Here is a 24,496-nt window from a genome sequence, read left to right as displayed (position 1 = left end):
CGCAAGCGCTGGCTTTTTTGAACCACTCAACAATTACGAATTGTCGTTGCTGGTAGCAGCAGGCTGTGATTGTGCCGGCTGAGCAGCGTTGGGATCCGTGACGTTAGCGCCTTGTGAGGTCATTGGCGTCATTGGCTCTTCTTTTGGCTGCGCGTCCTGCGTTTCAGGTACGTCAACCGGGGCAGTTTGAATGCTGTTTTCTACACCGTTAACTTTTACCGGCATGCCGGTACGTGCTTGAATCGCGTTATTGACGGCATCCTGATTCACGCTGCCTTCAACCAACACTTTACTTACCGCCTGAGTCAGCGTAATCGGCACCAGTTCGCGCGAGTTGAACTGCTCTTCAGTGGTAGAAAGTGGATTGTGCACCTCGATATAACGTGAACCGTCCGCCTCAACCGTGGCTTTAACGGGTTGATCAACGAACTGAACGCGTGTTCCGACGGGCACATTCTGGAACAGCCACTTGATGTCATCAGCACGTAAACGTACGCAACCATGGCTTACGCGCAGGCCAATGCCGAAGTTGGCATTGGTGCCGTGAATCGCATACAGACGACCAATATAGAGCGCATATAAGCCCATTGGATTATCTGGACCCGCCGGGAAGACTTCTGGCAGGTTTTCACCGCGTGAAGCATATTCCGCATGCATCGCTTTAGTCGGGGTCCAGGTTGGACCATCTTTTTTGCGTTGTACGGTGGTTGTCCAGTTAATCGGCGTATCTTTGCCCAACTCACCAATACCAATTGGCAACACAACGACCGTTTTGGTGCCTTTCGGGTAGTAATAGAGACGCATTTCCGCGCTGTTAATCACAATGCCTTCACGCGGCGCGTCGGGCAGGATCAACTGCTGTGGGATAATGATTTTACGGCCAGCCTGAGGCAGATAAACATCCACACCCGGGTTGGCTTCCAGCATATTGCTAAGACCCATTTGATACTGCGCCGCAAAAGCTTCCAGCGGCAATTTGCTGTCCTGTGGAACGGTAATTTCGATATTTTCCCCGGTCAGACGGCTATTTGCCGCAGGCAAGGGGTAAACCACAGCGAAGGCGGACTGGCTGAAAGCAGCCAGAGCCAAAGCGATTGAAGCGAACGCGCGAATGCTCATTTTCATATTTTACAAGTCGTTATCGCCATGTTTCAGGCTTGTCAGTGTATCGAACCCATGCTGGTCAAAGTGACCTGCTGCGCATTATATGTTCATTGATCTCAAGTTGTGAATCGGGATTTTAACCGTCTTACTACTCTTTACGTAACTTACCGTGTTATCCAGATGATTTTTTCCGCCATTTTAGACGAAACAGGCCTTTTTAGGGCTGCCACAACGTGATTTCACCGCTGAGTTTCCGATTCAAGAAAAAAGCGGCACTGATCAACGCCAGATGCGTCAGTGCCTGTGGAAAATTGCCCAAAGCGTGTCCACGGCTATCGAACTCTTCCGCATACAGCCCAAGCGGGTTGGCATAGCTGAGCAGCTTTTCAAATTCAAAATGGGCTTCCTGAATACGTCCGGCGCGCGCCAGACATTCCACATACCAGAACGAACACGCACCAAATGATCCTTCGCCACCTTTCAATCCATCAGCCGGGGTTTGGTGAATATTGTAGCGACGAACCATGCCATCGCTGACCAGCTGTGATTTGATCGCGTCCAGCGTCGCCAGCCAGTCTGGATCGGTGGCGCCGACAAAGCGCACCAGCGGCATCAACAGCATAGAAGCATCAAGATATTCGCCATTGCGGGTTGAGACAAAATGACCGCGCTCGCTGTTAAAGAAGTTTTGCCAGATATCTTCGCGGATCTCGCGGCGTACCCGATCCCAACGTTCATAAGGCATTGGTAGCGAGCGCTTCATGCCCAGACGCAGCGCACGATCCATCGCGACCCAGCACATTAGCCGTGAATGCAGGAAATGCTCCGGCTCGCCGCGCATCTCCCAAATCCCCGCATCGGGTTGATTCCAGTTATCGCACAGGCGATCAATCATCTGCGAAACGTGACGCCAGCCGCGCTGAGAAATGGCTTCGCCATATTTGTTGGCGAGATAAACGGCGTCCATTAATTCACCATAAATATCCAGCTGGGTTTGTTGCCAGGCATCATTACCGATGCGCACCGGACGTGAGTCGCCATAGCCAGAAAGATTGAGTAGCTCCATTTCATGCAGTTCGGTGCCGCTGTCGAGTCGATACATCACCTGCAAGCGCATTTCATCGTGATGGCTATTCTCCACACATCGACCCACCCATCGGGTGAAATGCTTGGCTTCATCCACATAGCCGAGACGCATCAGGGCATACATGCTGAAAGACGCATCACGGATCCAGGACGCGCGATAATCCCAGTTGCGCTCGCCGCCTAACTCTTCCGGCAGGCCAAACGTGGCAGCAGCAGCGATCGAGCCGTGTTGATATGAGGTGAGTAATTTCAATGCCAGCGCCGAGCGCTGCACCATTTCCTGCCAGCGGCCATGATAATTACTTTTGTTGCTCCAGCGGCACCAGAATTCCAGTGTTTCCTGAAAGCAGTGTTCGGTTTTGATCGCTTCGATATGTGAATCGTTGACGCTACCAAATTCAAATTCGGCATGCTCGCCCGCCTTGAGCGTAAAACTGGCGGTGGCGGCGTGCGCTTCCAGCGTCATGACAACCGTTGCCGCCAGGCGCAGAGAAGGCTGGCCTTCGGCATGAAAATCAATGCAGCCGCGCTGGGCTTCGGCATGGGTTTGTGCGCGAGCGTAATCATGGCGCGGCGAACAGCGCATCGTAAAGTGCGCACTGCCACGCACCATTTTTATCCGCCGAATGATACGCGGTAATTTGTCGCGATCGTCGCAAATCGGCATGTAATCGGTAATTTCCGCCACGCCGTCGTCACCTAACCAGCGCGTTTGCAGAATATTGGTATCAGGAAGATAAAGCTGCTGACGGCGGGCATCTGGCCAGTCGGGTGCAAGAGAAAACAGGCCGCTGTCATCGCCATCAAGTAAAGCTGTAAAAACCGAAGGGCTGTCGAGTTCTGGCCAGCAGAGATAGTCAATGGTGCCGTCATTAGCGACCAGTGCGCAGGTGCGCAAATCGCCAATAACGCCGTGATCCTCAATTTTGCGTTTTACGGTGCTCATCCCTTTCTCCCGGTCGTGGTCAACTTTAACTATAGACAAGAGACACAGCGCGGTCTCGCTTGGGCACAGAAGGATAAGTTCTATACTTCTGGGACATACACGTGAAGGAGGTAACAATGACGGCACAACACACCAAAGTCGCGATCATTACCGCATCAGATTCTGGCATCGGCAGCCGCTGCGCTGAAATGCTGGCGGAACAGGGATTTGATATTGGTATTACCTGGCGCTCAGATGACAAGGGCGCGCACGAAACCGCACAGCGCGTCCGTGATAAAGGCCAACGTGCAGAAGTTATTCACCTCGATCTCTCCGATCCGCAAAAGGGAGGTGAATCATTGCAACAGTTGATCGATAAGTTTGGCCGTATTGATGTGCTGGTCAACAATGCTGGCGTCAATATCAAAGCCGATTTTCTTGATGTGAAATTTGAAGACTGGCGCAAAGTCTTTAGCGTGAACGTTGAAGGTGCATTCGTTTGTAGCCAGATTGCCGCACGTAAGATGGTGGAGCAGGGTGACGGTGGCCGTATCATCAATATTAGCTCAGTTCACGAACACACGCCGCTGCCAGGTTCAGTGGCTTATACCTCATCAAAACATGCCATTGGCGGCTTGACCAAGTCCATGGCGCTGAGCCTGTTGCCGCATAACATTTTGGTGAATGCCGTTGCGCCTGGCGCGATTGCCACGCCGATGAACGAGATGAGCGATGCCGATGCGCATCAGATAAAAATGCCGGAAATCCCAGCAGGCCGACCCGGCGATACCCATGAAATTGCCAGTCTGGTGGCGTGGTTATGCTCAGAATGGGCAACCTACACCACCGGACAGTCATTTATTGTGGATGGCGGATTCATGCTAGCGAATCCGCAGTTTAAAGGTTACTGATCGGCATCCGCACGTTTGGTGTGCCAGCGGCGGATCACCCAGCGCAGCAGCAGGGCAAATACAATCGCACCGACCAGCCAAAGCAGATGTTTTAAGTGCTGGTCGAGTTTGTGTAACCAAGGCGCAATAATGCCGCCCGCAAAATAGCCCAGTGTGACAAAGATCAGTGCCCAGATGGCTGCGCCCACTATGTTAAGGAGAAAGAACTTCATCGGATTAAGGCGGCTGGCACCGATAATAATCGGGCCGATTAAGCGAAAGCCATACATAAAGCGCACACCAATCACAAACAGGCTGGGGCGACGTTTAATCAAACGGTTCGCTTTAACAATTTTGTCCTGATGCTTTTTGATGCGGCGCAAAATTTGCGTACCGTAGCGTCGTCCCAGCCAATAAAGCAATTGATCGCCGACGATACCGCCCGCCATCGCAGCCAGCACCACGCCGCCAAAATGCAGTAAGCCCTCATGTGCCGACACGCCACCGAGTAATGTAAATGTTTCCCCTTCAGCAATGCAGCCAATGAAAAGTGCCAAATAACCGTATTGGGTAATTAATCCGTTGATATCAAAATGCAAAACAGACCTCCCTGTTATGAGAATTAGACTTTCAGTCTATACGCTAACGGCGTTTCCTTCCGCCCAGCAAAGGGCCTCTACTGCTTTTAGCGATGAATTATTGAGCAAGTGCCACAGAAATTGCTGTGACGCTTATACTTGAGAAGAAGCTGCCCTTAGGACAAGTCTGAAGTTGAGAGGAGGGCGGCCCATCGCATCAGAGGAGTGACTGTATGAATCATGTCTGGGGCCTTCTGGCGCATCCTAATCAGGAAATGCGCGATATTAAGCAAGAGAACGAAAGCGTTTCGCACCATTACACCCACCATGTTCTGTTAATGGCTGCAATTCCGGTAATTTGCGCTTTTATCGGCACGACACAGTTGGGTTGGAATCTGGGCGAAGGGCAATATATTCAACTTAACCTGCTGACCGGGATTGGACTCGGCATTGTATTTTATTTGATTATTCTCGGTGGCGTGGCCGTTATGGGTCGGGTCATTCACTGGATGGCGCGTAATTACCCGCAGCGTCCCAGCACGCAACGCTGTACGGTGTTTGCCGGTTATGTCGCTACACCGCTGTTTCTGAGTGGGCTGGTGGCGCTTTATCCGCTGGTGTGGCTGTGTGTCTTGGCGGGTGCGCTGGCCTTGGTCTACACCGGTTATCTGCTCTATGTCGGTATTCCGTTGTTCCTGAATATCGATCGTGAAGAGAGCCTGCGTTTCTCGGGATCAACCCTGGCGATTGGTGTGCTGGTATTCGAAGTGTTACTGGCGATGACTGTTGTTTTATGGGGTTATGGACCTCGACTGTTTTAATCCTGCGACTGCCGCCGCTCTGGCGGCAGTTTTATTTTTAACGCTCGGAAACACTCTCACCAGGAAAATTCTCAAGCTTCAGAGTATGATGCTGCTGCCAGCCCGCGCTCTGACAGGTTTGAAGCGGGCGGCCTGTGTTTGACACAGCGCACAATCTCAACCGGGTTTTTTCTTACGATGCCTGCAAAAATTCGTTTTTCTCTACTGTCGCTGGCGCTGCTCTTTTCCGGGCAGGTGCTTTCTCTTCCAGCGCAGGCGGCGACGTCGCTGTCGCAACTGGCACCGATTGCTCAGCCGCAAATCGCGTCTGGCAGTGCAATGATCGTTGATCTCAATACAAATAAAGTCCTGTTTTCCAGTCATCCCGATCGCGTGCGATCCATTGCATCCATCACGAAGTTGATGACGGCCATGGTGGTGCTGGATGCCCATTTGCCGATGAACGAAATGCTGACGGTGGATGTGAGCCAGACGCCAGAAATGCGTGGCGTCTTTTCTCGCGTTAAACTCAACAGCCAAATTAGCCGCCGCAACATGCTGCTGTTGGCATTGATGTCTTCAGAGAACCGCGCGGCGGCCAGCCTCGCGCATGCTTATCCGGGCGGTTACAACGCCTTTATCCGCGCCATGAATGCCAAAGCGCGAGCGCTTGGCATGACCCACACGCGCTACGTTGAGCCCACAGGTTTATCGGTTCGCAACGTCTCCAGCGCAGAAGATTTGATCAAGCTGCTAAAAGCCACGCGTGAATATCCACTACTGGGCCAGCTCAGCACCACTAAAGAAGAGACGGCGGTGTTTGCTCATCCGAGTTATGCGCTGCCTTTCCGCAATACTAATCATCTGGTTTACAAACAGGGTTGGCACATTCAGTTAACCAAAACCGGTTACACCGATGAGGCGGGGCATTGTCTGGTGATGCGCACCATGATCAACAATCGTCCAGTGGCGCTGGTGGTTTTGGATGCATTTGGCAAATACACCCATTTTGCTGATGCAAATCGCCTTCGCGACTGGCTTGAAACCGGCAAAGCTGCGCCAGTCCCGGCTGCTGCACTGGCCTATAAAAAACAAAAAGCGGGTCAGGTGGCCAGTAACGCTGCCAGCAGTTCCGAAGTTGAGTAAAAAATAAGCGGTGCTCACTTCGGTGAGCACCCTCAGAATTAACCTGCATTCCTATAGTCTCAACTCTCGCAAAGCCCTACACTACGCGCGACTGGCGAGGGAAGATCGCCTGATTACTGTGCTGGAATCCCATTCTCATGTTTAAGTTAAAATCCTTTTTTGCGCTGTTAATGCTGGCTCTGGTGGCTTTTGCGCCTGCGCTTAGCCTGGCAGCGGACGATGCGGTTAGCGCCGCTCAGGAACAAGACGAGCAACCCAAGGTTAACGCTGCGGTTGAATTGCCGAAAATGCAAAAAATCCTCGACAAGATCAAAGGTCAGGTGTCGGGGGAAACCAGTGAAAGCAAACTCAATCAGCTGAATGAGATGGCGCTTGAACTGTCGGGCAGCGCCGATACGCTGGGTCAAGCGTTGTTGCCGGATCGTCAGCAACTTGACGCGCAACTGGCGGTGCTGGGTCCGGCTCCCAAGCCAGACAGCGGCATGAAAGAGACCGCAGAAGTGGTGCGCAAACGTAGCGCCCTCGAAAGCCAGAAAGCCAAGATGGATGCACAGATCAAGCAAGCCGAAGGCATTAAAAACGGCGCGCTGATGCTGTCATCGCAAATCGTTAATCTGCGTCGTGATCAATTGAAAAGCCAGCTGGCGCTGAACTCCGGCAGTATTTTTGGGCCACGTTTTTGGGCACCGGTGTTTAATAGTCAGGATCTTGATGGCGAAAAAATCAACGACTTCCTCAGCGAACTGCAAGATACCGCTGCCATGTCGTGGGAATCGGGGTGGCGCTTTGGCACCATCGCCTGGCTGGTTGCGGCGATGCTGGTGATGACGTTAGGACGTCGTTATAGCGAAGAGTTTCTCGCCTGGGTTAGCATTCACAAAATGCCGGAAGGGCGATTGCGTCGCAGCTTCCTCGCCGCGACCATTGCACTCACCACGCTGGCTGCGGTGGTGCTGACCTTCAACTTTATCGCATTAGCGTTGACCCGCCGCGATGAAGTCTCAACGGATGTGCAGGATTTTGTTGATCGATTAGTACAGCTCAGCGTGTTTTGTGGGCTGATTGCGGGCTTAGGCCGCGCTTTCTTGTCCACGCGCCGTCCAAGCTGGCGCTTACCGGCGCTTTCCAACGAAGTGGCGCTGGCGCTGAAGCCGTTCCCACCGATTACAGCGGTGCTGGTGTTTATATTCCAGACGGTAGAAGCCTTTAACTACAGTGTTGGCACCAGCCTGAACACAACCATTTTTGCCAATGGCTTAACCGCGCTGCTGATTGGCAGCACAGCGCTGGCGATCAGCGTGCGCACCAATCGCGTTCGTCGTCGCATGGCGCTGGCGGGCACGCCGCCAGAAGCCCGCTCTACCGTGGTAGGTTTGATACAAATGGCGTTGACGCTGACAGCGGTGGCGATTCTGCTGTCGCTGATCATCGGCTACGTCACGCTGGCCCGCTACTTGAGTTATGAGGTGATCTGGTGCGGCATCTTGTTTGGCTCGTTTTACTTCCTCAGTCATCTGGTCAATGACGGGTGCGAAAGTCTGTTCTCAACCAATAACTCTTCTGGCAAACGCATTCAAAGTTCGCTGAATATCGATGAGCGCCACCTACAGCAGGCGGCAACGGTGTTGGCGGCAATCGGCAAAACATTTCTGATTCTGTTTGTCGCGTTGGCCTTGCTGAATGGTACGTTCGCCTCGTCAACGCCGATTGAGCTGCTGCAAAAAGCTATCGAATTCTGGGGTGGTAAGGGACTGGAATCGCTGAATATTGTGCCAGCGCACATGGTAAATGCGATTATCTGTCTTATTGTGGGTATTTATGTGCTGCGTTCGGTGCGCCGCTGGCTGGATAACGATTTCCTGCCAAAAACCACCATGGACGTGGGCATGCGCGTTTCACTGGTGACCCTGTTCAGCAATATAGGCTACGTACTGATTATCCTGCTGACGCTGTCGATAATGGGCTTACAGTGGAATAAGCTGGCATGGATCGTCAGCGCCTTGTCGGTCGGTATCGGTTTTGGCTTGCAGGAAATAGTAAAAAACTTTATCTCGGGCCTGATCCTGCTGACTGAACGTCCGGTAAAAGTGGGCGATCTGGTGAGCATAAGCGGAATCGAAGGGGATATTCGTCGCATTAACGTGCGCGCCACCGAGATTCAGCTCAGCGATAAATCCACGGTGATTGTGCCGAACTCGCAGCTCATTTCGCAAAACGTACGCAACGCAACGATGGGCAATGCACAAGGTGTGGTCACTATTTTGCTGACCTTCCCATTAGATATCGATCCTGTGCAGGTGCGTGAAATTTTGCTGGAAGTGTATAACGAAAACGAACGTATTCTGGAAACACCGGAACCGTCGGTCTCGTTCAAGGATCTGACTCCGCAGGGCATTGTACTGAGCGTAACCGGAAACGTAGCAGGGCAACGACAGATTTCAGGTGCCAAAAGCGATCTGCTGTTCGACATCCTGACGCGACTGCGCAAAGAGGGCATTATGCTGTCCGCGCCGCAGACGATGATTATTGAGCGTCGTCATCAAGCAGCGGTTGCCGCTGCTGAAGAGCAAATGCCGTAAAGACAAAAAGGCCTCCGCATGTGCGGGGGCCTTTTGCTTTAAACCGCCCTCAGCGTTTCTCCTCGCGCAGATTAAATCTGTTTCACCGCCCAGCCTTTCTGTTTGCTGGTTTTGCCGATGCCCGGATTAAACGTGTTGGTGGGATCGAGTTGGCGATAAAACGACGCCAGCTGCGGTTTGGCCTGATAAAGATGACCGACATTGTGCTCTGCCGGATACTCCGCCCCACGCGCTTGCAATATCGCCAGCATTTTCTCTTTTAATGCGTGCGCATCTACCCCTTTTTTCACGATGTAATCCTGATGAAAAACGTGGCAAAAGAAGTGCCCGTAATAAAGGCTGTGGCTCAGTGACTGGGTGATCTCTGCGGGCAGCGTTTCAAACCAGTCACGATCGTTGCGGCGCAGTGCAATATCCAGCGCCAAAATCTCTTCGACTTCGTCAGCATGGACTGCGTGATAGCGCACCGCGGCCCCCGCTGCGGCAAAGCGATGCAGAAAGGCATGTGCGCCCTCTTTGCCTTCACATTCGAAGAATTCACCACCGCCTTCGCGGAAATAATCTTTTAGATATTCGCGCGCTTCCTGCACGCCGTCGCCAGACATTTTCAGCATGAGATGATGCGCATATTTATCGCGATACTGCTTCATGCGCTTGGGTAAATGCGCGGGGAACAGGCGGCTCAGACGCTGCAGCAGGCGATCGCTGAAGTGCGGTTTAACAAAAGAGAGTTTTGTCAGCCAGGCATCCACGCGGCCTTTTAATGTGAAAAACAGCGGCATTTTGTCGGTGCCGAGTTTGTCGATCATCAAAAAGGTGTCTTTGCCGTAAACTTCAGCGATGTCATAGATGTCACGGTGCATATATTCACCCGCTACCGGCAGGTTTTTAAAGTGCGCGAGCATGTGACGACGAATGTCGCTCAATACCGAGACATCATTGGTGCCGATGTAAAACACCTGCTGCTGCGGTTCGGTGGGAAAAGTATCAAGTCGCACGGCAAATACTGCCAGCTTGCCTGCACAACCCGAGGCTTCAAATAGCCGACGCGCGTCAGCGTTAAAGCGTGCCGGTGTATCGGCATCAACCTCACGAACTCGCTCAGCGTATTCATTATCTGATGCATGACGACCATCATGCTGAACATCGTTGGTCTGCCAGCGATCGTCATCGAGACGTCCTAAAATCTCTTCTGGCGAGGTGCCAAGATCGATGCCCAGATGGTTCACCAGCTTCAACTTGCCTTGTGCATCTCTCTGTGCAAACAGCGCCATTTCGCTGTATGCCGGGCCGCGTTTGATCAGCGAACCGCCGGAGTTATTACAGATTCCGCCCAATACGGATGCGCCAATGCAGGATGAACCGATGACTGAATGCGGCTCACGCCCCAGCGGTTTCAGCGCTTTTTCCAGTTGATACAGCGTGCTGCCCGGAAACGCTAAGATCTGTTTTCCCTCATCAATGAGCTGTAGCTTATCAAGCCGCAGCGTACTGATAATCACTACCGGACGATCGTAATCATTGCCTTGTGGGGTTGAACCTTCGGTCAAGCCGGTGTTGGCCGCTTGCATCAAGATGATCGCGTCGGCGTTCACCAGCGTTTGCAGCACTCGCCACAGCTCCAACAGCGTGCCGGGAAAGACCACCGCCAGCGCATCACCTTCGCCTGAGCGAAAGCCTTTACGGTAGCGTGCCGTCTGTGCTGCTTCAGTAAGCAGGTGAGAAGAGCCGACCAAACGGCGTAAATCTGCGAGTAGGGCGGAGGCGTTAATCATGGGCAATTCCCTTGTCTTATTCATGCGTCCTTACTGTAGCACGTCAACCGCGCAGGACCAGTGTGACAGCAGCGGCTACCTGCTATCCTCTTCTTGTGGCAAACTGCCGCCAGTTAATTCGATATTGCGCAGTCACTTAAGAGAACCCGACCTGATGAAATGGATTTACTCTGTTAGTCTCGCTGTCTCCCTCGCTATTCAACCCGCCTTAGCGGAGGAGCTGATTGGTAATCACCCGATGACGGAGCAGGCACGTGATGCCTTCGTCAACGATCTGCTTAAAAAAATGACGCTGGATGAGAAAATCGGTCAGCTACGTTTGATAAGCGTCGGCCCCGACAATCCGAAAGAAGTCATCCGCGAGATGATTCAAAAAAACCAGGTTGGCGCCATTTTCAATACGGTTACGCGCCAGGATATTCGCGCGATGCAGGATCAGGCGATGCAGCTCAGCCGCCTGAAAATTCCGTTGTTCTTCGCGTATGACGTGGTTCATGGTCAGCGCACCATTTTCCCCATTCCGCTGGGTTTAGCGGCCAGTTGGGATCTGGATGCAGTTGGCGATGTCGGACGCATTTCTGCCTATGAAGCCGCAGATGATGGTTTGAATATGACCTGGGCACCCATGGTTGATGTCAGCCGCGAACCGCGCTGGGGTCGCGTTTCGGAAGGCTTTGGCGAAGATACCTGGCTGACCTCTGAAATGGGTCGCAGCATGGTGCAGTCGATGCAAGGTAAAAACGCGGCAGATCGTTACTCCATCATGACCAGCGTGAAGCACTTCGCACTGTATGGCGCAGTAGAAGGCGGACGTGATTACAACACCGTTGATATGAGTCCGCAGCGTATGTTCCAGGACTACCTGCCGCCTTATAAGGCTTCGCTAGATGCCGGCAGCGGTGGCGTGATGGTCTCGCTGAATTCCATCAATGGCGTACCGGCAACTGCTGATGGCTGGTTGCTGAAAGATCTGCTGCGCGGCGAATGGAAGTTCAAAGGCATTACCATCAGCGACCATGGCGCGATCAAAGAGCTGATCAAGCACGGTGTCGCCAGCGATCCGCAGGATGCAGTGCGCATTGCGCTGAAAGCGGGCGTCGACATGAGTATGAGCGACGAGTACTACAGCAAATATCTGCCGGGTTTGGTGAAAAGTGGCGCGGTCAGCATCGCGGAAATCGATGATGCTGCGCGTCATGTGTTGAACGTTAAATATGATATGGGGCTGTTTAACGATCCTTACAGCCATCTCGGTCCGAAAGAAAGCGATCCTCAGGACACCAACGCTGAAAGCCGTCTGCACCGTGCGGAAGCTCGCGATGTGGCGCGTAAAAGTATGGTGTTGTTGAAAAATCGCCTGGAAACCTTGCCGCTGAAGAAATCGGGCACGATTGCGCTGGTGGGGCCGCTCGCAGACAGCCAACGTGACATCATGGGCAGCTGGTCAGCCGCAGGCGTCGCGAAGCAATCCATTTCGCTGCTGCAAGGCATGCGCAATGCAACAGCGGGCAAAGCGACGCTGCTGTATGCCAAGGGTGCCAACATTTCTGACAATAAAGGCATTCAGGATTTCCTCAATCTCTACGAACCTGCGGTAACGGTCGATAAGCGCTCGCCGCAGGCGTTGATTGACGAAGCCGTCGAGAAAGCCAAACAGGCGGATGTGATTGTCGCAGCGGTAGGTGAAGCGCAGGGCATGGCGCATGAAGCGTCCAGCCGCAGCGATTTGGTGATTCCGCAAAGCCAACAGAACTTGCTGGCCGCGCTGAAAGCAACCGGTAAACCGCTGGTGATTGTCCTGATGAATGGTCGTCCGCTGACGGTAGTCAACGAAGATCACATGGCCGACGCGATGCTTGAAACGTGGTTTAGCGGCACTGAAGGCGGCAACGCAATCGCTGATGTGCTGTTCGGGGACTACAATCCTTCCGGTAAACTGCCCGCTTCGTTCCCGCGTTCGGTTGGACAGATACCCATTTACTACAATCACTTGCCAACGGGTCGTCCTTACAATCCGGAGAAGCCTAACAAGTACACTTCGCATTATTATGATGCGGTCAACGGCCCGCTGTACCCGTTTGGTTATGGCCTGAGTTACACCACCTTTACGGTGTCGCCGGTCAAGATGTCTTCGCGCACCATGCCGCGCAACGGCACCATCGACGCCAGCGTGACAGTGACCAACAGTGGCAAACGTGACGGCGCAACCGTGGTGCAGCTTTATCTGAATGATCCCGTGGCGACAATGAGTCGTCCGGTGCAGGAGTTGCGCGGCTTTAAGCGCATCATGCTGAAAGCGGGTGAATCGCAGACGGTGACGTTTAAGATTGACGTTGATGCACTGAAGTTCTGGAATCAGCAGATGCAGCATGTCGCTGAGCCAGGTAAATTCAATGTGATGATCGGGTTGGATTCTGTACGAACCCAGGATGCGCAGTTCGATTATTTGTAAGTCTGTTTCGTTTGTGCTGGCCGATCCTGGATTGTGCTGGCTGTCCTCCATCCCAGCCTTCCCCCGCTTGCGTAGGAAGGAGACGCTGCCACATGCAGGTAAAGCACTGATACAGGGCAGTGTCTTCCTTCCCCATTTATGGGGAGGGCTGAGGTGGGGACAAACGACCTCGCCCTTAACAGGACCGAAGTGAGAGCAAACGACGCCTGACTCTGAGAAAACTCACTATGGTTAACATCCGATACCGCATCCAGCAGCAGGTTTTTCGCCTGAATGGTCTGGCGCTTAATGAATTCGATATTTCTCAACCGCCGGGTGATCCGGGCCTGTTTGGCCCCGACAGTGTAATCTGGCGCGTACACGGCGATTTTTCCTCAATGATGTGCGGTGGCATCAGTGCGCTTTTTTTGCAGATGTTACATCCGGCCGCGCTGGCAGGCGTATGGGATCATTCCAACTTTCGTGAAGATATGATGGGGCGCCTGCGCCGCACCAGCCAGTTCATTGCCGTCACCACTTTTGGTAATCAACACGACGCGCAATTTCTTATTGAGAAGGTAAAGCGTATCCATCTCAGAGTCAGCGGCGTAGACAGCGAAGGAAAACCCTATGCCGCCAGCGATCCGCATCTGTTGACTTGGGTGCACGTCGCCGAAACCAGTCGCTTTCTGGCCGCCCATCTTCGCTATAAAAATCCGTCGCTAAGTCCAGCGGAACAAGATCGTTACTACGCCGAGGCGGCCATTGTCGCTGAAGCGCTGGGCGCAGAAAAAGTGCCAAAGAGTTGTGCAGATATAGAAGATTATCTGCAATCGATGCGCAGCGAATTGCGTTTCGATACACGCACCGCAGACGTCACCCATACCTTGATGAATGCGCCCGCACCAAGCTGGCAGGCGAAACCGGTGATGAAAACCATGCTGAAAGCGGGTGTTGGGTTGATGCCGGATTGGGCGCAGGAGATGTCTGGTTATCGCATCGGGCATTGGCAGCAATCACTGCTTGATCGGCAGATCAACGTTATCTCTGCCGCACTGCGTTGGTCGATTCAGCGCGGCGCTTATCAGCGTGCCATGCAGCGTATGGGCAGAAATCCTCAAAGCTGAAATATTACCCAGGCTAACCGGTTAGAACGCTTTTTTCGCGGCGGACACCGGGAAATTTGTGCTAATTGTCACCGGATCCTTTAACGCCTTTTAACTCTTGAGCCCATCCTGTTTGCGGTGATAAGTACGCGGTGTTTTAGCCTCCCGGCGGAGTGTAATTTGTCGTAGCTGATAGTGATAAAACAGCATGCCTAATCCAAAGCCAGACAGCGCCAGCGGCGGCAGACTGTAATAAAGATCGGCAGGTAAAATCATTATAATGACCAAGCCTAACGCCATTAACGTAACAGCAATCATCACCCAGGTATGGCGATAATAGAGCCAGGCAAATATCGCCAAAATCACCGCCTCACGAAATCCAAAATCTAATGTGCCCAGCAACATGATAACTCTCTCTGGCATTTATCCGCATCCGTTGACGATAGCACTGGCTTACTCGGTCCAATCGCGGAATAAACTGCATAAAGCGCGGTATATAATCTTAAGCCAAATTACGGGTTTGATCGGGGTAATCACCATTTCCAGTTTGCGTTAATCAGTTTGCTTAAACTGTGCTTTTCACACTTTGAGAGTTTTACCCTTGTCACATGTGGCGGCAGTCAGGATCCTGCTCTAATCTCGGGGAAAATGACTTCCTCCTGGTTTTGTCGAGGCTCTATGACGTACCAACCTCTGATTGCCGAAGTCCACAATCAGCAACGTACCCTGACGGCGATTGTCGAACAGGATGCGCGCACCGCTTACTTCTACATCTGGCCGACGGATCTGTTTCGTAGCCAATATGCGGTGCGTGGCTGCTGGTTGCGTAACCTTGAGCCCGCTCCCGCGTTAGAAGATCGCGAAGCGATGGAGCAGGGCATTGCGCCGCTGTTGAGCGCTGAATTCTGCCGCACGCTGGAAGCGGAGCCTGCCCTGGATCCCGCCGGGCTTCAGGTGCTGTGGGAACCCAGCGATGATGGTGCGGCGTTGTGGTATTACGGCCAACTGCTGGCGGTAATTCCGGGATGGAGCCTGTATCAGGATAAGCAAGTGAGCTTTTCTGCGGGCTGCATCAAAAAGAATCGGTTAACCGCGCCGCTGGGTTCCGCCTCTACCAATGAATACTACGCACGTGCTGAGCAGCAGCGCCAGTTCTGGCGCGAATGGCATGACGGCAGCGAATGGGACCGGGTTCAAAAAGAATTGATGGTGAGTTACCAGGCGCAGTTTGGCGAATCGGTAAAATATTACGCCATCGATCAGGGTAGCTGGCCGCCTATGGCGATTTCGCAGCACTGGCACAAAGGCATTTGGTATTTCCTGACGCTGGGTATGAGCATTCGTCCTATGCCGCAGGTGGATTACTTGTTTGACGAGTTAGCCCCGCAGTATCGCCGCATCGAACTGGCGATGGCGGTGGATGGCGAAGTGATGACCGAAAGCAATGCGGTGCAGATGGCCAGTGCGCTGGCGGAGTTCGTTCATCTGCCGTGGGCGCGCCTGACCTGGCTGGGCGAAGGTCATACGCTGGCATCAGAAGTTGCGCCGGTGGGCTTTGAGAGCTTCCTGCTGGCTAATGAGCTAGCCGAAGACAAAGCGCAGTTTAAATTGCCGAAGCGCGATGATGACCGACCCAAACTGTTGTGGGCCACGCCGGTAACAGAAGCGGAGCGTATATTTGCTCAGGCGGATGAACAGGGCGGTCAGCGGCTGCGAGAGCTATTAACCGCGCAGGGCAGCAATCATATTTTCCGACCCCGACAGCAAGTGGTTGATTCACCCGAGTAACCTTTAGCTCTTATCCCGGCTCTTTCGTCTGCACGCGGAGCAGAGCCGGTGGTTTTTTTATCGCGCCTGCTAACTAAATCCTTACCCTTATCAACTATTTCGTCAATCTGTGATCTCGCCCACCTCAAGTTCCTCACGACCGCGCCGTTAAACCGGATCAGGCAATTGCGCCGCACCAGGCTCGAGGGAACAAAGATGTTTAAAACAACCCAATCCCGCTTCACCGCAACACTCATCGCATTCTTTATTTTATTGATGCTGATTACCGTATTGGTGATCAACCAGTTTGTCGCACCACAGCTCATTCATAACGAAAGCCGTCTGGTGCGTTATCAGGTTGATTCGCTTGCCAGCGGCATCGTAGAGCAGATGAACCGCGTACAGGCGCAGCAACGCGCCATCACTGAAGCGGCATCGGTGATGGAAAGCGCCACCATCGATACGCTGCTGCCGACGTTAGTGAACCAATATCAGGACAGCAACGTATTTGGCGGCGGCATCTGGCCGTTACCTAATCGTCGTGATGCTGACAAAGAGAAAAACAGCAGCTTTTTCGCCCGTAATGCCAGTAATCAACTGCAGGTAAACACCTACTGGAACTCTGACGCTGCCGACAAATATTGGGAGCAGTCTTGGTACAAAGATGGCTTAGCAGCGGCAAAAGGGCAGTGCGCTTGGGCAAAAGCGTACCAGGATGCTGCCAGCCCGCAGCCGCGCACCAACTGTGCCATGGCCATTTATCGTGATGGCAACGTTTGGGGGGTCGCAACCATTGACGTTACGCTCGGCTTCTTCAATCAACTGGCAAAACAGATGGGTGAAGCCATTCAGGGCAACGTGCTGATTGTGGAAGCTGATGGCAAGGTGGTCGGAAACGCCGCGCTGGTTGATGCCACACCGAAGCTTGAGAATCTGGCTGACCTGCAATCGCCGATGGCGGCACCGTTGAAAGCATTGCTGGCAGGTGCAGGCACACAGCCCGCTGAGTCAACATTCGACAGTGATGAGGGCGAGCAAACGCTGTTCTTGCAGGCGATCCCTAACAGTCCGTGGTATCTCGCCAGCAGCGTGCCCACCAGTTTGCTAAAAGCGCAATCCCACAATATGTTGACGCGCCTGGGTTTAGTGCAGATCCCGCTGGCAGTGATTCTGCTGCTGGTGCTGCTGGGTTTCGTGCGTACCATGATGAAACGCCTCAACGTGCTTAATAGCAATATTGAAGCGTTATCAATGGGCGGCGCGGATTTAACCCAGCGTTTGCCTGCCAGCAATAGCCCAGAATTCAATGCGGTAGCGCAAAGCTTTAACCAGTTTATTAGCTACCTGCAAGGCCTGATGCGTCAGGTTGGAGAAAGCGCATTGGCGATCACCGCCGCCTCACGTGAAATTGCCAGTGGCAATGCCAACTTATCGTCACGTACCGAAGATCAGGCCAGTTCGATTGTTGAAACGGCGGCATCAATGGAGCAGCTGACGGGCACGGTGCGACAGAACGCGGATAACGCAACCCATGCTAACCAGCTGGCGGATGGCGCGTCACAAGTGGCAGCACGCGGCACCGACGTGGTGCGGCAGGTGGTGACCACCATGGGCGAAATTCACCATTCATCGCGCAAAGTGGTGGATATCATCAGCGTTATCGACAGCATCGCGTTTCAAACTAACATCCTGGCTTTGAACGCAGCGGTGGAAGCTGCACGTGCTGGCGAGCAGGGGCGCGGATTTGCGGTGGTGGCATCGGAGGTGCGCAATCTGGCACAGCGCTCGGCTAATTCCGCGCGTGAAATCAAAAAGCTGATTGAGGAGTCAGTAGCCAACATCGATGCGGGTAGTCAGCTGGTGGAACAGGCCGGTAACACCATGGATGAGCTGATGCAGGGCGTGAGCAGCGTTACCACCTTAATGAGTGAAATCATGTCAGCCAGCCGTGAGCAGAGCATGGGCATTGAGCAGGTCAATATTGCCATTACGCAGCTTGATGGCACCACGCAGCAAAATGCCGTGCTGGTTGAACAAGTCTCTGCCGCCGCGCAGGCTATGGAAGTGCAAAGCGTGCAGCTGGAATTGGTGGTTCAAAGCTTCAAATTGTAAATTTTCAATGGGCCAGCGCGGCTGGCCCAATTTTTTTCCTCGCTCGAAACCCTTGTCTGACATGGCCTGACGGCAAATAGCACGATTTTATGCGCTCCATATGCCAAATCCTGTGCCAAAATAGTTAGGAATAAGCTCAAGGAACCGACATGTCTGCTATTGAAGTTATCCTCGTCGACCATCTTGATCGTCCCACCGGCAAAATGGAAAAGCTGGAAGTGCATGAGAAAGGATTATTGCACCGTGCGGTGACGGTTTACGTCTTCAATTCCCGACAGGAATTGCTGTTACAACGTCGCGCCAGCGAAAAATATCACTGCGGCGGATTATGGAGCAACACCTGTTGCGGCCATCCGTATCCGCATGAATCCACCCAGGATGCGGCCGAACGTCGCCTGCGTGAAGAGATGGGCATGAACGTCTCACTGACGCCGATGTTTGAGCTGAGCTACAACCTGCCGCTGAGTAACGGTTTGACCGAACATGAATATGGTCACGTATTTTTTGCCGTTTGCGATGCATTGCCGCACCTCAACCCGGAAGAAGCGGATGCGTTTGAATACCGTCCAATGGAAAAGATTCAGCAACAGATGGAGCAAAATCCTCAGCAGTTTACGCCGTGGTTTCTTTACACCTTTCCGCGTATTCCTGCCTACATCGACGCTTTTTCTTTCCCTGCATAAATCAAGAATGGCATAAAAAAAGCCGCACCTTTTAGGGTGCGGCTTGTGTCTTAGCGATTAAAATCTTCCGCATCAACGTCGTAGCCCGAGGGTTCCCAGCGAATCGCCAGCAGCGCCAGCAAACCCGCCAGCGGAGCGAGAAAGATGACCCAGAAAACCCCGGTGCCCAGCGCAGCGACCAACACCGGAAAAAGGAACAGCGAAACGGTTGAGCTGCCGCGCATCAGCGTCTGGTTAAAGCCCACGCCAACGCCGCGCAGCGAAGTCGGGTAACTCAGCGAGGCATACGTCATGGTGTGCGAACCGGGACCAAAACCCTGACCAAACAGGAACAGCGCCAGCATCGCGATCGCTAATGCGGCTTCTTGTCCGCCTTCCGGGCGACCAATCAAGGCCAGTCCTAACAGTGCAATACATTGACACGCATATCCCGCCACCGACATCTTCCACGCCCCCAGACGCGGCACCAGCCGTACCGCAAGGATCCCGCCGACAAAGGCAAACAGCAGGTTCAGCGCCAGCGACACCAAAATGGTGGTGAGCATCGATTGCGCCAGGAAGCTGGAAATGATCACCGGTAAACCAAACGCCACGGCATTGTAAGCAAACGCTGAGGCGATCGAGGTTATGGTCGCCAACACCGTGCGGCGCAGGTAAACGCCCTGCAACAGCGCGCCATAATTACGCCAGCTGGCGCGACGTGCCGGTTTTTCTGGCGTCAGCGGCGCATCTTTTGCGACCTGCGCATTAATATTCCACGCGCTGCGCAGAATATTAGCGGCTCCCTGTAAATCGCCCTGGTTCGCTGCCCATACCGGCGATTCGCTCATGTAGCGGCTGCGAATCAGGATTATCAAAATAGCCGGTACCGCACCAAAGCCTAAAATCAAACGCCATAACCAGTCCGAATGGCTTTCTGGCAGCACCGCATACAGCAGCAGCACCAGCAGATAGGAAATGCTAATGGCGGCATACCAGGTCGGGCACCACATCGCTACGGAGGCGGCTTTGTTGCCTTTACCGCGCAGTTTCGAGAACTCCGCTAAAAACGCCATCGCCACCGGTAAATCAATACCGACGCCAAGCCCCATCACAAAGCGGGCACCGCCCAGCACGTACTCATTTGGCGCAAACGCACAGGCCAAAGCCGCGACCACAAAGAAAAACATATCGGCCATGAAAACCCGATAGCGACCGATTTTATCGGTGAGATAGCCGCCAATCAGCGCACCAACGATGGCACCGAAGGTGATAGCAGAAGCCACCATGCCGGTGCCGGTTGGCGTCAGGTTAAATTCACGTGCGACATCTTTGATACCGAACGCCAGTGCACCGAGGTCATACGCGTCAAGAAACACGCCGCCAAGCGCAATAGCGACCACAATCCTCGCATTGTTGCGGGCGTTATCGCTGTGGTTTATCAGATTAGAAACGTCTGACGCGCTGCGGATCCATTGCGTTTCGCCCGTAGGCGCACTCCCTGCCGTTGCCACATGGGCTGAAGATGTTAATTCGGACATGATGTTGTCTGTTTTTTTATAAAAATGGTAACTGAGAATAATGTCTGGACGTCTAGACGTAAATTCTATTTAGTTATAGATGATAAGCTAACAATCTCGAATTGTTATTAGGATGCGCTAAAGTAGGTCGCGTATTGGCAATGCCAGGCTACGCTTTTAATGCACATCGCTATCAACAAAAAACAGAGAAGGAATGCGTCATGGCTAAGTTTCGGGGAATCGTGGGGATGGGCGCATTGCTGCTCAGCCTGGGCGTTGCGCAGGCTGCCGATCCGGTACGCGTGGGGTCGAAAATTGATACGGAGGGTTCACTGCTCGGCAATGTCATTTTGCAGGTGCTGGAGAAGCACGGTGTGAAAACGGTGAATAAAATTCAGTTGGGCACCACGCAGGTGGTGCGCGGCGCGATTACCGCCGGTGAGCTAGATATCTACCCGGAATACACGGGCAACGGCGCCTTCTTCTTTAACGATGAAAAAGACAGTGCATGGAAAAATGCTCAGCAGGGCTACGAGAAAGTGAAAAAGCTGGATGCAGACAAAAATCATCTGGTTTGGCTCACACCCGCGCCCGCTAATAACACCTGGACGATCGCGGTACGCAAAGATCTCGCGGACAAAAATCAGCTTAAATCACTGGATGATCTCAGCGCATATTTGAAAAAGGGCGGCACCTTCAAGCTGGCAGCCTCGGCGGAATTTATTGAGCGCAGCGATGCGTTACCGGCGTTTGAAAAAACCTATGGCTTCGATCTGAAACAAGATCAGCTGTTGTCCCTGGCGGGCGGTGATACGGCTGTCACCATCAGTGCAGCGGCGCAGCAAACTTCCGGGGTTAATGCGGCAATGGCTTATGGCACCGATGGTCCCGTTGCGGCCCTGGGTTTGCAAACGTTAAGCGACCCGAAAGGCGTCCAGCCGATCTATGCGCCTACGCCAGTGATTCGCGAGTCAGTGCTGAAAGCTTACCCGGAGATCGGCAACTGGCTGAAACCGGTATTTAGTGCGCTGGATGAGAAAACGTTGCAACAGCTGAATGCCAAAATTGCTGTCGATGGGCAGGATGCCAGCAGCGTAGCCACTCAATGGCTGCAACAGAAAAAGCTCTTGTAACCATGCTGTTATCGCGGGATGCGATAATCCGCCCACGCCATTCTCCGGTTGCGCTGCTGCTGGTGGTAGTGATTATCATCAGCTTAGTGAGCCTGCCTTTTCTCAAATACGCCGCCAATCGCCTGGTTGGCGGGCAACCTTTGATGCTGTGGCAGATTAAAGATGCGGCGATGTTGTTGCCGCCGCTGGCGCTGCTGCTGGGGCTGCTGTGGTGTAAGTCGTCGCGCACAACGTTGCTGCTATCATTGCTCGCCAGTGAAGTGCTCCTGGCGGGAATGATCTGGCTCAGCGGCCATCAGGCGACGCTGCTGGCGGAGCAAGGTAGCCCGCTGGCGCGAACCAGTTTTGGCAGCGGCATGTGGTGCGCCAGTGGATTAACGCTATTACTGATGACGGATGTAATACGCCGCGTAACCCGCCATCGATTTGCGCAGCTGCTGCTGAATCTTCAAGTATGGATCATTCCACTCTTGCTGCTGTTTAGCGGCACGCTTGAGCACCTGTCATTACTTAAAGAGTATGCCAATCGGCAGGCCGTTTTTGATGCAGCTCTAACGCGACATTTGCTGCTGCTGGGCGGCACCGTGCTGCCAGCGCTGCTGATTGCGCTGCCGCTTGGCGTGGCGCTTTATCGTCGGGCTCACTGGCAAAGCAGCGTATTCAGCGTGCTCAACGTGATTCAAACCGTGCCTTCGGTGGCGCTGTTTGGGCTACTGATCGCACCGTTAGCCGGTCTGGCTAATCGTTTTCCGTGGCTGGGCGAGTGGGGCATTAGCGGTATTGGTATGGCACCCGCATTGATCGCGCTGGTACTGTATGCCTTGCTGCCGCTGGTTCGCAGCGTGGTAGTGGGTTTGCAGCAGGTGCCGCATGAGGTGCGTGAAAGTGCGCGCGGAATGGGAATGGGCGAGCGCCAGCAATTTTTTGCCGTTGACGTGCCGCTGGCGCTGCCGGTGTGGTTGGCGGGACTGCGTGTGGTGGTGGTGCAAACTTTAGGGATGGCGGTGGTGGCCGCGTTGATTGGCGCAGGCGGGTTCGGTGCCATTATTTTTCAGGGCCTGCTGAGTAGTGCGCTGGATTTGGTGCTGCTGGGTGTTATTCCTGTGATTGCGCTGGCGGTGGTGATTGATGCGCTGTTCCGGTTGCTGATCTCTCTGCTGGAGAAAAAAGATGATTCAGTTTGATGGCGTGACCAAGTATTTCGCCGGAAAAGCGGCAGTAAAAAATCTGTCGCTAACGGTGGGGAAGGGTGAATTCAGCGTGCTGCTGGGCACCTCAGGTTCAGGCAAATCCACCACCTTAAAAATGATTAACCGCTTGATTGAGGCAGATGAGGGCGAAATTCGTTTTGCCGGTGAAGCGATCCGTCAAATGGAGGCGCGCACTTTACGTCGCCGCATGGGCTACGCCATTCAATCCATCGGCCTGTTTCCCCACTGGACGGTGGAGAAAAACATCGCCACGGTACCCGTCTTGTTAGGCTGGTCAAAGGTGCGAGTAAGCGAGCGGGTCGAGGAGTTGTTCTCGTTGCTGAGCCTTGATCGACAACTGCTAAAGCGTTATCCACATCAGCTTTCTGGCGGGCAGCAGCAGCGCGTTGGCGTGGCACGCGCGTTGGCGGCCGATCCAGAAGTGCTGCTGATGGATGAGCCTTTCGGGGCACTTGATCCGGTCACGCGCGGGGCACTGCAACAGGAAATGTTGCGTATCCATCGCTTATCGGGCCGAACCATTGTGCTAGTGACGCATGATATCGACGAAGCGCTGACCCTGGCCGATAACATTGTGTTAATGGATGAGGGCGAAATCGTGCAACAGGGCAAGCCGGTCGAACTGCTGACTCAGCCCAAAAATGAGTTTGTGCGTAATTTCTTTGGCCGCAGTGAAATGGGCGTGCGGTTACTGGCGCTGGGACAAGCGGGGAATGCGGCACGGCGCGGTGAATGGCTGGAAGGCGAACCGATTGCCGCTGCGCTGACGCTGCGTGAAGCACTGTCGCAGTTTATCACCCGCCGTACCGACAAATTGCCGGTGGTGGACGATCGGCAACAACCGATTGGCGTACTTCACTTCAATGATTTGCTTAATCTGCGCGAGCTTAATCTCCGTGAGGGCGTGCAATGCGCTGGTTAAAAGATCCGTTACTGTGGTTGGTTATCCTTTATCTTGCGCTGCTCAGCGCCATGCCTTACAGCGCGCCGCTGTTTGCCCACTGGTTTCCTGAGCTGGCGCGTCCGCTTTATCAGCAGGACAGCTTTTGGCAGTTGACGCTGGCGCACCTTTTTTTAGTGGTGACGGCCAGTTTGCTGGCGATAGTGATCGGCGTGGGAAGTGGGGTAGCGGTGACGCGTCGCAGCGGGCGCGCTTTTCGTCCCTTGATTGAGACAATTGTTGCCGCTGGACAAACTGTTCCACCGGTGGCGGTATTAGCCATTGCTGTGCCGGTAATGGGATTCGGCGCCTGGCCTGCGATCGTCGCGTTGCTGTTATATGGGCTGTTGCCCATTTTGCAGGGCACGTTAGCGGGTATTGATAGCGTACCCGCCAGCAGTCGCGAAATTGCGCGAGGCGTCGGCATGAACGCATGGCAGCGTTTATGGCAGGTTGAGTTAGCGCTGGCTGCGCCAGTGATCATCGCCGGTATTCGTACCTCGGTGATCATTAATATAGGTACCGCCGCGATTGCCTCAACCGTGGGCGCAAAAAGCCTGGGTTCGCCGGTGATTATCGGTTTGAGCGGCTTTAATACCGCCTACGTTATTCAGGGAGCCTTGCTGGTTGCGCTGTTAGCGATTGTCAGCGATCGCCTGTTTGAGCGCTTGCAGCGTTGGTTTAGTTTGAATGAACGATAAGGCTATAACCCACTAGCATCATGCCGCCCG

At 53.6% G+C, this 24,496-nt stretch carries 19 protein-coding genes; 13 read left to right on the top strand and 6 right to left on the bottom strand.

From position 1 onward, the window contains the following. Positions 1 to 33 precede the first annotated feature (33 nt). Both MUG06_RS08445 and MUG06_RS08440 read right to left on the bottom strand, forming a co-directional pair. Positions 34 to 1,125, bottom strand: coding sequence for a L,D-transpeptidase family protein (locus tag MUG06_RS08445; protein ID WP_215847272.1), 1,092 nt, complete (start codon positions 1,123 to 1,125; stop codon positions 34 to 36). 196 nt (positions 1,126 to 1,321) lie between these two features. Continuing rightward, positions 1,322 to 3,136: a glycoside hydrolase family 15 protein gene (locus tag MUG06_RS08440; RefSeq protein WP_243078295.1), complete on the bottom strand. Its 1,815-nt coding sequence runs from the start codon at positions 3,134 to 3,136 to the stop codon at positions 1,322 to 1,324. Positions 3,137 to 3,252: 116 nt separating this feature from the next. Here MUG06_RS08440 and MUG06_RS08435 point away from each other — a divergent pair, with 116 nt between their 5' ends. Beyond that, positions 3,253 to 4,026 (top strand): SDR family oxidoreductase, encoded by a 774-nt coding sequence (locus MUG06_RS08435; protein WP_243078294.1) that lies wholly within the window; start codon positions 3,253 to 3,255, stop codon positions 4,024 to 4,026. Here MUG06_RS08435 and MUG06_RS08430 read toward each other — a convergent pair. Further along, positions 4,020 to 4,604 carry a DedA family protein gene (locus MUG06_RS08430; RefSeq protein WP_215847269.1) on the bottom strand — a complete coding sequence of 195 codons (585 nt, stop codon included), beginning with the start codon at positions 4,602 to 4,604 and terminating at the stop codon, positions 4,020 to 4,022. The genes MUG06_RS08435 and MUG06_RS08430 overlap by 7 nt on opposite strands. Positions 4,605 to 4,816: 212 nt before the next feature. On the opposite strand from MUG06_RS08430, the gene MUG06_RS08425 reads away from it, so the two are divergent. From MUG06_RS08425 to MUG06_RS08415, 3 genes are all read left to right on the top strand, one after another. Beyond that, positions 4,817 to 5,404, top strand: a complete 588-nt coding sequence (locus MUG06_RS08425) for a Yip1 family protein (RefSeq protein WP_215847268.1) — start codon at positions 4,817 to 4,819, stop codon at positions 5,402 to 5,404. Between the two features lie 177 nt (positions 5,405 to 5,581). Further along, positions 5,582 to 6,529 carry a D-alanyl-D-alanine endopeptidase gene (gene pbpG / locus MUG06_RS08420; RefSeq protein WP_243078293.1) on the top strand — a complete coding sequence of 316 codons (948 nt, stop codon included), beginning with the start codon at positions 5,582 to 5,584 and terminating at the stop codon, positions 6,527 to 6,529. A gap of 137 nt (positions 6,530 to 6,666) precedes the next feature. Further along, a complete protein-coding gene (locus tag MUG06_RS08415) occupies positions 6,667 to 9,108 on the top strand; it encodes a DUF3772 domain-containing protein (protein ID WP_215847267.1) in 2,442 nt (813 codons plus the stop codon). A 71-nt stretch (positions 9,109 to 9,179) separates the two neighbouring features. Here MUG06_RS08415 and dld read toward each other — a convergent pair whose 3' ends face one another. Then, entirely contained in the window at positions 9,180 to 10,883 is a 1,704-nt protein-coding gene (gene dld, locus MUG06_RS08410) for a D-lactate dehydrogenase (protein ID WP_243078292.1), read from the bottom strand. A gap of 154 nt (positions 10,884 to 11,037) precedes the next feature. Between dld and bglX the strand changes: the two genes are divergently transcribed. Both bglX and MUG06_RS08400 read left to right on the top strand, forming a co-directional pair. Next, positions 11,038 to 13,335, top strand: coding sequence for a beta-glucosidase BglX (bglX, locus tag MUG06_RS08405; protein ID WP_243078523.1), 2,298 nt, complete (start codon positions 11,038 to 11,040; stop codon positions 13,333 to 13,335). A gap of 227 nt (positions 13,336 to 13,562) precedes the next feature. Beyond that, complete coding sequence (locus tag MUG06_RS08400) at positions 13,563 to 14,441, top strand: oxygenase MpaB family protein (RefSeq protein ID WP_243078291.1); 879 nt, start codon at positions 13,563 to 13,565, stop codon at positions 14,439 to 14,441. Positions 14,442 to 14,531: 90 nt separating this feature from the next. Here MUG06_RS08400 and MUG06_RS08395 read toward each other — a convergent pair whose 3' ends face one another. After that, positions 14,532 to 14,843 carry a hypothetical protein gene (locus MUG06_RS08395; RefSeq protein ID WP_243078290.1) on the bottom strand — a complete coding sequence of 104 codons (312 nt, stop codon included), beginning with the start codon at positions 14,841 to 14,843 and terminating at the stop codon, positions 14,532 to 14,534. Between the two features lie 255 nt (positions 14,844 to 15,098). Here MUG06_RS08395 and MUG06_RS08390 point away from each other — a divergent pair, with 255 nt between their 5' ends. From MUG06_RS08390 to idi, 3 genes are all read left to right on the top strand, one after another. After that, positions 15,099 to 16,208 carry a suppressor of fused domain protein gene (locus MUG06_RS08390; protein ID WP_243078289.1) on the top strand — a complete coding sequence of 370 codons (1,110 nt, stop codon included), beginning with the start codon at positions 15,099 to 15,101 and terminating at the stop codon, positions 16,206 to 16,208. Positions 16,209 to 16,403: 195 nt separating this feature from the next. Then, the gene (locus MUG06_RS08385) at positions 16,404 to 18,299 is read left to right on the top strand and encodes a methyl-accepting chemotaxis protein (RefSeq protein WP_243078288.1); all 1,896 of its coding nucleotides are present in this window, start codon (positions 16,404 to 16,406) and stop codon (positions 18,297 to 18,299) included. A 149-nt stretch (positions 18,300 to 18,448) separates the two neighbouring features. Then, positions 18,449 to 18,982, top strand: coding sequence for an isopentenyl-diphosphate Delta-isomerase (gene idi / locus MUG06_RS08380; protein WP_215847264.1), 534 nt, complete (start codon positions 18,449 to 18,451; stop codon positions 18,980 to 18,982). Between the two features lie 50 nt (positions 18,983 to 19,032). On the opposite strand, the gene MUG06_RS08375 is transcribed toward idi, so the two are convergent. Beyond that, complete coding sequence (locus tag MUG06_RS08375) at positions 19,033 to 20,502, bottom strand: MFS transporter (RefSeq protein ID WP_215847263.1); 1,470 nt, start codon at positions 20,500 to 20,502, stop codon at positions 19,033 to 19,035. A 200-nt stretch (positions 20,503 to 20,702) separates the two neighbouring features. On the opposite strand from MUG06_RS08375, the gene MUG06_RS08370 reads away from it, so the two are divergent. From MUG06_RS08370 to MUG06_RS08355, 4 genes are read left to right on the top strand one after another with little or no spacing between them, the layout of a single operon-like run. Then, positions 20,703 to 21,614, top strand: a complete 912-nt coding sequence (locus MUG06_RS08370; protein ID WP_215847262.1) for an ABC transporter substrate-binding protein — start codon at positions 20,703 to 20,705, stop codon at positions 21,612 to 21,614. A gap of 2 nt (positions 21,615 to 21,616) precedes the next feature. Continuing rightward, positions 21,617 to 22,798 carry an ABC transporter permease gene (locus tag MUG06_RS08365; protein WP_243078522.1) on the top strand — a complete coding sequence of 394 codons (1,182 nt, stop codon included), beginning with the start codon at positions 21,617 to 21,619 and terminating at the stop codon, positions 22,796 to 22,798. Continuing rightward, a complete protein-coding gene (locus MUG06_RS08360; protein WP_215848314.1) occupies positions 22,785 to 23,747 on the top strand; it encodes an ABC transporter ATP-binding protein in 963 nt (320 codons plus the stop codon). The genes MUG06_RS08365 and MUG06_RS08360 overlap by 14 nt, the downstream gene beginning before the upstream one ends. Next, positions 23,735 to 24,466, top strand: coding sequence for an ABC transporter permease (locus MUG06_RS08355; RefSeq protein WP_243078287.1), 732 nt, complete (start codon positions 23,735 to 23,737; stop codon positions 24,464 to 24,466). Before MUG06_RS08360 ends, MUG06_RS08355 begins: the two co-directional genes overlap by 13 nt. Positions 24,467 to 24,496 lie beyond the last annotated feature (30 nt).

Origin of the sequence: Pantoea sp. MQR6 (assembly GCF_022761075.1) — a bacterium.
GTDB classification, from domain to species: Bacteria; Pseudomonadota; Gammaproteobacteria; order Enterobacterales; family Enterobacteriaceae; genus Pantoea; species Pantoea phytostimulans.
This window is presented reverse-complemented; position numbering and strand designations above follow the sequence as displayed.